7 protein-coding genes and 1 tRNA gene are annotated in these 8,395 nt (G+C 47.4%); 6 read left to right on the top strand and 2 right to left on the bottom strand.

Features of this window, described 5'->3' with window-relative positions; all coding sequences use genetic code 11:
• Positions 1-659: outer membrane protein (locus tag C6H00_RS00310; protein ID WP_104749071.1), on the bottom strand; the 659-nt coding region annotated here is incomplete at its 3' end.
• Positions 660-984: 325 nt separating this feature from the next.
• Positions 985-1,061: transfer RNA gene (locus C6H00_RS00305), tRNA-Ala, on the bottom strand.
• Positions 1,062-1,231: 170 nt separating this feature from the next.
• On the opposite strand from C6H00_RS00305, the gene gatA reads away from it, so the two are divergent.
• Genes gatA through C6H00_RS00275 form a run of 6 tightly spaced genes read left to right on the top strand, consistent with a single transcriptional unit; the run spans position 1,232 to position 8,382 of the window.
• On the top strand, positions 1,232-2,572 hold the full coding sequence (gene gatA / locus C6H00_RS00300) for an Asp-tRNA(Asn)/Glu-tRNA(Gln) amidotransferase subunit GatA (RefSeq protein ID WP_104749070.1): 1,341 nt from the start codon (positions 1,232-1,234) through the stop codon (positions 2,570-2,572).
• A gap of 14 nt (positions 2,573-2,586) precedes the next feature.
• Positions 2,587-4,032 carry an IMP dehydrogenase gene (gene guaB / locus C6H00_RS00295; RefSeq protein ID WP_104749069.1) on the top strand — a complete coding sequence of 482 codons (1,446 nt, stop codon included), beginning with the start codon at positions 2,587-2,589 and terminating at the stop codon, positions 4,030-4,032.
• 9 nt (positions 4,033-4,041) lie between these two features.
• Entirely contained in the window at positions 4,042-4,242 is a 201-nt protein-coding gene (gene thiS / locus C6H00_RS00290; RefSeq protein WP_104749068.1) for a sulfur carrier protein ThiS, read from the top strand.
• Entirely contained in the window at positions 4,215-4,976 is a 762-nt protein-coding gene (locus tag C6H00_RS00285; RefSeq protein WP_158655692.1) for a metallophosphoesterase, read from the top strand. Before thiS ends, C6H00_RS00285 begins: the two co-directional genes overlap by 28 nt.
• Before the next feature lie 35 nt (positions 4,977-5,011).
• Complete coding sequence (locus C6H00_RS00280) at positions 5,012-5,950, top strand: chemotaxis protein (RefSeq protein WP_104749066.1); 939 nt, start codon at positions 5,012-5,014, stop codon at positions 5,948-5,950.
• A 41-nt stretch (positions 5,951-5,991) separates the two neighbouring features.
• On the top strand, positions 5,992-8,382 hold the full coding sequence (locus tag C6H00_RS00275) for a hybrid sensor histidine kinase/response regulator (RefSeq protein ID WP_104749065.1): 2,391 nt from the start codon (positions 5,992-5,994) through the stop codon (positions 8,380-8,382).
• The last annotated feature ends 13 nt before the right edge of the window (positions 8,383-8,395 follow it).

Genomic DNA, 8,395 nt, shown 5'->3' with positions numbered 1-8,395 from the left:
TTGATCACATAGTTAGCAAAGACCCCCACTGTGCGTCTGAGGGTTTGCATGCCATAGTCGCCCTTCTTAGCAAGACCTTCTATGTTTTTGGTTGCTTCAAGCTTGACATAGGGGTCATCAATGGTGGGGATGCGCACACCAAACTCAAAACCTTGATGTTTGGTAAAGTTCATTCTAAAGCCAATGTTAAATAAGAACTGCACATAGGTAGGAGAAAAGGTAGCTTTTACCCCATCAACATCGTTGAAACCTGCTACGGCTTGTTTAGAAGCTTCGTTCAAAGTTTGGCAGTTGCCATTGTTATCTGTGATTGCGCATTGCCCATCGTATTTAGCTTCACCCATCAGCCATGAGCTCCCTCCAATCATTACACCGACAAAAGCCCCATAGGTTTGATCAGAGTTTTCATAAAAATTATAGAGAAAATCCGCACCCACGCCGTAAAATAAATTTGCAGCGGGTTGATTGACCTTAGCCGTGTAGGGATTGCCATTTTCATCATATAGCTGCGTGGTATACGAACCGCTCCCTCCCTGTCCGCTGAAAAAGCCATAATAGCGTAAACCAAAAATCTTACCTCCCCCAAAGAATTGTTTGTAACCAATTTGAATATCCGCACCAAAGAGGTTGCCAGAGAAAGTTGCATATTGTTTTGCCACTTCTGCAAATCCTGCACCCTGTGTTTTTTGACCATACTGAAAATTGGAATACTGAAAACCGCCCTCTATAAATACGCCATTATCTTCTGCGCTTAAGGGAGCAAGAGAGAAAAGTGTAAGAGTGGTGCTTAGAGCGAGCGCGCAGACGCTAGGCTTGTGGCTTGTGGCTTGTAAGAGACATACGAAACCTTTCTGTCTAGTTTAAAATAGACTTAGATTCTAGCGCACCTTAGTGCGCTTGTCAAGAGTCTGTAACTAAGAACTCTAGCCATTTTTTTTGCAGGCAAGTCAATTCTAAGAGTGAGGGATTTAAAGAAATAGGGAATGGTGGAGTGTAGGGGGCTCGAACCCCTGACCTCAACGCTGCCAGCGTTGCGCTCTCCCAAACTGAGCTAACACCCCAAAAGTGTGCATTCTAACATGTTTTAGCTAAGATTTCAAGCCCTCATTTGCATGATGAGCGACTCTATGAAGTTGTGCCTTTATAAGCCACACATTGAAATCTTATTTGTTTTTCTTAGAGAGTTTTTACCCGGCATTTGTTAGAATAGGGCGAAAATTAGAGGTAAGATATGTTAACCTTAGAGCAAGCTTTAAAGCTTTCCCCCCAAGCTTTAGAAGAATTTAAACAACAACTAGCCCAAGAGGTAAGTGAAAGATCGGAATTAAACGCCTATGTCGGCGCGCCTAAGTCTAGCGGGGCGGGAGTGCCTATTCTTATTAAAGATAATATTAATGTAGAGGGTTGGGAGATCACTTGCGCAAGCAAGATTTTAAAGGGCTACATCGCTCCTTATAACGCCACAGCGATCAATCGCCTACACCAACATGGCATGTGCGCCTTTGGCCTAGCCAATATGGACGAATTTGCAATGGGGAGCACGAGCGAGTCTAGCTGTTATGGTCCGGTTAAAAACCCAAGAGACTTGAGTCGCGTCCCCGGGGGAAGCTCTGGAGGGAGTGCAAGTGCAGTCGCTGGGGGAATTGCCATTGCCGCACTGGGGAGCGATACGGGAGGCTCGATTCGCCAGCCAGCGAGTTATTGTGGCTGTGTAGGGCTCAAACCCACTTATGGGCGCGTGAGTCGCTATGGTTTAGTGGCCTATAGCTCTAGTTTGGATCAAATTGGGCCCCTTACCCAAAATGTGCGCGATTGCGCGCTTTTATTCGATGCTATCAGCGGACACGATCCTAAAGATTCTACTAGCGTAGCCCTAGAGCCTAGCCAGACTTTCAAACATCTCAACCCTAAGCGGGTTTTGCGTGTGGGGGTCTTAGAAGAGTCTTTAAAAGATGCTAGTGCTGAGGTGCAAAAGGCCTATACAGATAGCCTACACACTTTAGAGAAAATGGGGCATACTCTAGTGCCTCAGCGCATGGGCGATCACAAGCACCACATCGCTGCATATTATATTCTGAGCACCGCAGAAGCGTGTTCGAACTTGGCCCGCTTTGATGGGGTGCGTTATGGGAATCGCCTAGAGGGCAAAAATCTTAAAGAACTCTATGTAAAAACCCGCTCGCAAGGGTTTGGGGCTGAGGTCAAAAGGCGCATTATGTTGGGCAATTTTGTGCTCAGCAGCGGCTATTACGAGGCTTATTATCTCAAAGCGCAAAAGGCGCGCGCCCATATTGTGCATGAGTATAAAAAACTCTTTGAAGATGCGGATGTGATTTTTGCCCCTGTTGCGCCCAGTGTCGCTCCTAAGTTCAACGCGCATGCCAGCCCTCTAGAAATGTATTTGAGCGATATTTACACGGTGGGGGTGAATTTAGCCGGCTTACCTGCCATTTCTATGCCAGTGGCTTATGCGCATAAATTGCCCGTTGGCATGCAATTTATCGCGCCTGCCTTTGAAGAACAACTCCTTTTAGATATTGCCTATGGCTTGGAAGATACCCTAGATTTATAAAGGAAAGGATAGGCATGCAACTTTTACAAACAGCCCTCACCTTTGAAGATGTACTTCTTGTGCCCGCTTACTCGGAAGTGTTGCCCAAAGAGGTAAATCTCACCTCCCATTTGAGCGCGCATATTGGTTTGAATATCCCCTTTGTGAGCGCGGCGATGGACACGGTGACCGAATTTGACACCGCGATTGCGATGGCGCGCTTAGGGGGCATAGGAATCATCCATAAAAACATGGAGATTGAAGAGCAGGTACAGCAAGTGCTCAAGGTCAAGAAGAGCGAGAGCGGGGTCATTCATGATCCAATCTATATCCACGCACAAGCTTCTTTGGGTGAGGCAAAAGCCATTGCGGACAATTATAAAATCTCTGGTGTGCCCGTGATTAACTCAGAGGGGGTGCTCATTGGGATTTTAACCAATCGCGACATGCGTTTTGAAACCGATTGGAGCAAAAAGGTAGGCGCGGTGATGACTAAGGACAAGTTGATCACTGCTCCGGTGGGGATAAGTTTAGATCAAGCACAAGCCATCATGCACCAACACAAGATTGAAAAGCTACCTCTAGTTGATGATCGCAAGGTGCTCAAAGGGCTTATCACGATTAAAGACATTCAAAAGCGCATTGAGTACCCCCATGCTAATAAGGACGCTTACGGGCGTTTGCGCGTGGGGGCGGCCATTGGGGCTAATCACTTGGATCGCGCGCGCGCTTTGGTCAAGGCGGGAGTAGATGTACTGGTGCTAGATAGCGCGCATGGGCATTCGCGCAACATTTTAAACACCCTTGAGGCGATCAAAAAAGAGCTAGAAGTAGATGTGGTGGTGGGCAATGTGGTAACAGGTCAGGCAGCTAAAGACCTCATTAGCGCGGGCGCAGACGGGGTAAAAGTGGGCATTGGTCCAGGGAGCATTTGCACCACGCGTATCGTGGCTGGGGTGGGTATGCCCCAAATTAGTGCCATTGACGCGTGCTATCAAGAAGCCAAAAAACACCAAATCCCCGTGATTGCCGATGGAGGGATTCGCTACTCTGGAGATGTGGCAAAAGCTCTAGCGGTGGGCGCATCTTGTGTGATGGTGGGTAGCTTAATTGCTGGCACCCAAGAATCCCCCGGGGATACCCTTATTTATCAGGGCAGGCAGTATAAGAGTTATAGAGGCATGGGGAGTATTGGAGCGATGAGTCGGGGTAGCTCAGATCGCTATTTTCAAGAGGGCTTGGCTTCTGAAAAGCTCGTACCAGAGGGCATTGAAGGGCGCGTACCCTATCGAGGTAAAATCGCAGATATTCTCTACCAATTAGTAGGGGGGTTGCGCGCCTCTATGGGTTATTTGGGCGCGCCAGACATCCCCACATTGACTCTAAACGCGCAGTTTGTGCAAATCACGGCCGCAGGCTTAAGAGAGTCCCATGTGCACGATGTGGACATTACCAAAGAATCCCCCAATTACCACACCTAAAGGAACGCTATGCAAATTAAAATCAATGGAGAGATTCGCCATTTTAACCAGTCTTTGAGCGTACAAAAACTCATTGAAGAGTTGGGCATTGATGCGCGCGTGTGTGCGGTGGCGCGCAATGGTATGGTGGTCAAAAAAGAGAGTTGGGCATGCACCCAATTGCAAGAGAATGACCATTTAGAATGTCTGCAATTTATGGGGGGAGGGTGAATCTCCCCTCTTTGCACCCTGAAGCGATCTTTATTGCAGACGCGCACCACAAACCCCGCGCGTGCGCTCTCCCCAAACTCTTAGATCAGCTCTTAAGTGCCCCCCCCACACAGGTATTTTTCATGGGAGATATTTTCCATGTATTAGTAGGCTCTATTAAGAGCAGTATAACCCCCCACAAAGAGGTCTTGGCACAAATCCACGCCTTGAGCCGTGTCAGTCAAGTTTTTTATTTTGAGGGCAATCATGATCTGCTCTTAGGGTCTTTGCGCGCCTTAGAACATGTGCGCGTGTTGGCGCGCGCAGAACAACCCGCTTTTTTTCTCTATCAAGATCGCCTCCTCGCCCTAGCCCATGGCGATCTCTTTGTGGGTTGGGGCTATGGACTCTATATTTCCTTGCTACGCTACTCTGGAGTGCTCTACTTCTTAGGAGGTATAGACTATGCCCTACCCGCGCTCTATCCTCTTGTACAAAGGCGCATTGATGCCAAACGCATTCGCAATTTAGAATTGACACACACTGCTTGGGCGCGCTTTGCTAAGCAGCGTTTAGCGTGTTATGGCGCGTGCGCGCGCCAAAAAGGACTAGAGTTGGGCGGGGTGATTGAGGGACATTTTCATGTGGGCAAGGGCTATCAGAGTAAAAAGGGGTTTTATTACGCTTTACCTAGCTTTTATGGCGCGTCTCTAGCCCCTACTTTGGCATGGATGTCTGAAAACTGGCGAAATTAGGGTAAAATTTTGCCAAGACCACTATAGGGTATGCTATGACCGAACAGAGTTTGGAGACGGCTTTAAATTTAGGTGAAATCGAATTAGTGGATTTTCGTATTTTTGGCCTGCAGGGCGATCAACCCTATGAGGGCATTTATGGGATCAATGTCGCCAAAGTGCAAGAGATCATCATGATGCCTGAAATCTTTGAATTTCCTACACATTTAGATTATGTCGTGGGGGTTTTTGACCTACGATCTGTGGTGATGCCCCTCATTGATCTCTCCATTTGGCTAGGTATTGTAGAAGATAGTAGCCGCATTGAGGAAAAGGTAGTTGTGATCACTGAGTTTAGCCATGTGAAAATGGGTTTCATCGTACATGAAGCCAAGCGCATTCGGCGTATTAGCTGGAGCGATGTTAAGCCTGCTGTTTTTAGCGCGCATAGCAATGCGGGCAAGGATCGCATCACCGGCACCACTAAGATCGAAGGGGATAAAACCCTGTTGATTTTGGACTTAGAGAGTATTTTAAATGATTTTGAGGTGCATGTAGAACATGCGCACAGAGACACCTTAAAGAAACAGCACACTAAAAAATTTGAGGGTACGGCGTTATTTTTGGATGATAGTAGAGCAGCGCGCAAGATCATTAAGAACACTTTATTGCAATTGGGCTTTGATGTGGTTGAAGCCGTAGACGGAGAAGACGGCTTGGCCAAATTAGAGCAACTCTATGCTCAACATGGTGAGAATTTAAGCCGTGTACTCAAACTGATTGTTTCGGATGTGGAAATGCCCAAAATGGATGGGTATAATTTTTATTCCAAAATTCAAGACGATGCGCGTTTTGCTAATATTCCTGTGCTATTTAACTCTTCCATCTGCGATGATTACAGCGCGCAAAAGGCTTTGGATTTGGGCGTAAAGGGCTATTTGGTGAAATTTGATGCGAATCGTTTTGCTGAGGAAGTGGGCAAAATTCTAGGATAAGCAAAAAGAAGTATAATTTAATAAAAAGCAAAGGTGCTAATATGGATGATATGCGCGAAATCATGGAGGACTTCTTAGTTGAAGCCTTTGAGATGAACGAACAACTTGACCAAGACTTGGTAGAGTTGGAGCACACTCCGCACGACTTGGATTTACTGAATCGTATTTTTAGAGTGGCGCATACAATTAAGGGCTCTAGCTCATTCCTCAATTTGGACACACTCACCCATTTAACCCATAACATGGAGGATGTGCTCAATCGCGCCCGCAAAAGTGAATTGCAGATCACCCCGGATGTGATGGATGTCGTCTTGCGCTCAGTAGACATGATGAAAACCCTCTTGGTAACCATTCGCAATACCGGATCGGATGCGAACGCTGGACTAGATATTTCTGGCATTGTTAAGGAATTACAAGCCATCGCCCAAAGCAATCCAGAAGGCGCGCAGGAGAGCCCTCCTTCTCCTCCCCCTCCTCCTGCAGAGAGCGCGCCCACTACTCCGCCCCCATCCTCTGCAGATAACCCTCTCTCAAGCGAACCAGAGGCAGATTATGCCAATATGAGCCCTGAGGAGGTGGAAAAGGAGATCGAGCGACTCTTAAAAATCCGTCAAGAGGCCGATAAAGCCCGCCGTGCCCAAAAAAAAGAGGAGAGCGCGCAAACTCCCACTCCTCCCACCCCTGCTCCCAAAGCCACAACCCCCCCACCCCCTCCCCCCTCCAAGCCTGCTACTCCATCTGCAAATCCACAGAGTCCAGCCAGCGCGCCTAAGGGGGCTAAGAAAGAGCAGGATAAATCAGTCGCTCTAGGTGTGGAGCAAACCGTGCGCGTGGATGTGCGCCGTTTGGATCACTTGATGAATCTCATCGGGGAATTGGTGCTAGGAAAAAACCGCCTCATCCGTATTTATGGAGATGTAGAAGAGCGTTACGATGGAGAAAAATTCCTAGAGGAACTCAACCAAGTGGTCTCCTCTATTTCTGCGGTTACCACAGATTTGCAGTTAGCTGTGATGAAAACGCGCATGCAACCTATTGGCAAAGTGTTTAACAAATTCCCCCGCATGGTGCGCGATCTTAGTCGCGAACTAGGCAAGAGTATCGATCTAGTGATTGATGGGGAAGAGACCGAATTAGATAAATCTATTGTAGAAGAGATTGGCGATCCGCTCATCCATATTATCCGCAACTCCTGCGACCATGGAATTGAAAAACCCGAAGATCGCAAGATGTTAGGCAAGCCTGAGATGGGGCGTGTGGAACTCAGTGCCTACAATGAGGGTAACCATATCGTGATCAAGATCACCGATGATGGGGCGGGGCTGGACCCTGAAAAACTCAAAGAAAAAGCCATTGAAAAAGGTGTTATCACCGAGAGGGAAGCCAGCACGATGACAGATAAAGAAGCCCTCAATATCATCTTTAAGCCCGGCTTCTCCACTGCTAAGACCTTAAGCAATGTCTCTGGGCGGGGTGTGGGCATGGATGTGGTTAAAACCAATATTGAAAAACTCAATGGGATTATTGAACTTGAATCAGAAGTAGGGGTAAAAACCACCCAAAAACTCAAAATTCCCTTGACTTTGGCGATCATCCAAGCCTTGTTAGTGGGCGTGCAAGAGGAATACTATGCCATCCCACTCTCCTCTGTGCTAGAGACCGTGCGCATTAGCCAAGATGAGATTTATAGCGTGGATGGCAAGAGCGTTTTACGCCTGCGCGATGAAGTGCTCTCTTTAGTGCGCCTAGCTGACATTTTTAAAGTGGATGCGATCTTAGAGGCTTCTAAAGAAGTCTATGTGGTCATCATCGGCTTGGCCGATCAAAAAATCGGGGTGATCGTGGACTATTTGATCGGACAAGAGGAAGTGGTGATCAAATCTCTAGGCTACTACCTTAAGAGCACTAAGGGGATTGCCGGAGCGACTGTGCGCGGGGATGGCAAGATTACACTCATTGTAGATGTGGGCACAATGATGGAGATGGCAAAAAATGTCAAAGTGAATGTCAACCACTTGATTGATCAGGCCCAAAGCAACAACGCCAAAAACGCACCTAGTGATTATGTGATCCTCGCTATTGATGATAGCAGTACCGATCGGGCTATGATGCGCAAATCTTTAAAACCCTTAGGAGTCACCGTGATTGAAGCCACCAATGGATTAGAGGGCTTAGAAATGGTCAAAAACGCGGACAAAGTGCCCGATGCCGTGCTAGTGGATATTGAAATGCCCAAAATGGACGGCTACGCTTTCGCCTCTGAAGTGCGCAAATATAACAAGTTTAAAAATCTGCCTCTGATTGCAGTAACTTCGCGGGTTACAAAGACCGATCGTATCCGCGGGGTGGAAAGCGGGATGACTGAATACATTACCAAGCCCTATAGCCCAGAATTTTTGGCAAATGTGGTCAAGCGCAGTATCAAATTATAGGATTAAGGAGAGA

The sequence above is a fragment of the Helicobacter cynogastricus genome, assembly GCF_900197855.1.
In the GTDB taxonomy this organism is placed as follows: domain Bacteria; phylum Campylobacterota; class Campylobacteria; order Campylobacterales; family Helicobacteraceae; genus Helicobacter; species Helicobacter cynogastricus.
The sequence above is the reverse complement of the archived record's forward strand: the minus strand, read 5'-3'. Positions and strand labels throughout refer to the sequence as shown.

Coding starts and splice junctions, on each gene's coding strand:
- guaB (WP_104749069.1), top strand. CDS start 2,587: ATGCAACTTTTACAAACAGCCCTCACCTTTGAAGATGTACTTCTTGTG.
- C6H00_RS00275 (WP_104749065.1), top strand. CDS start 5,992: ATGGATGATATGCGCGAAATCATGGAGGACTTCTTAGTTGAAGCCTTT.
- C6H00_RS00285 (WP_158655692.1), top strand. CDS start 4,215: ATGTCTGCAATTTATGGGGGGAGGGTGAATCTCCCCTCTTTGCACCCT.
- gatA (WP_104749070.1), top strand. CDS start 1,232: ATGTTAACCTTAGAGCAAGCTTTAAAGCTTTCCCCCCAAGCTTTAGAA.
- C6H00_RS00280 (WP_104749066.1), top strand. CDS start 5,012: ATGACCGAACAGAGTTTGGAGACGGCTTTAAATTTAGGTGAAATCGAA.
- thiS (WP_104749068.1), top strand. CDS start 4,042: ATGCAAATTAAAATCAATGGAGAGATTCGCCATTTTAACCAGTCTTTG.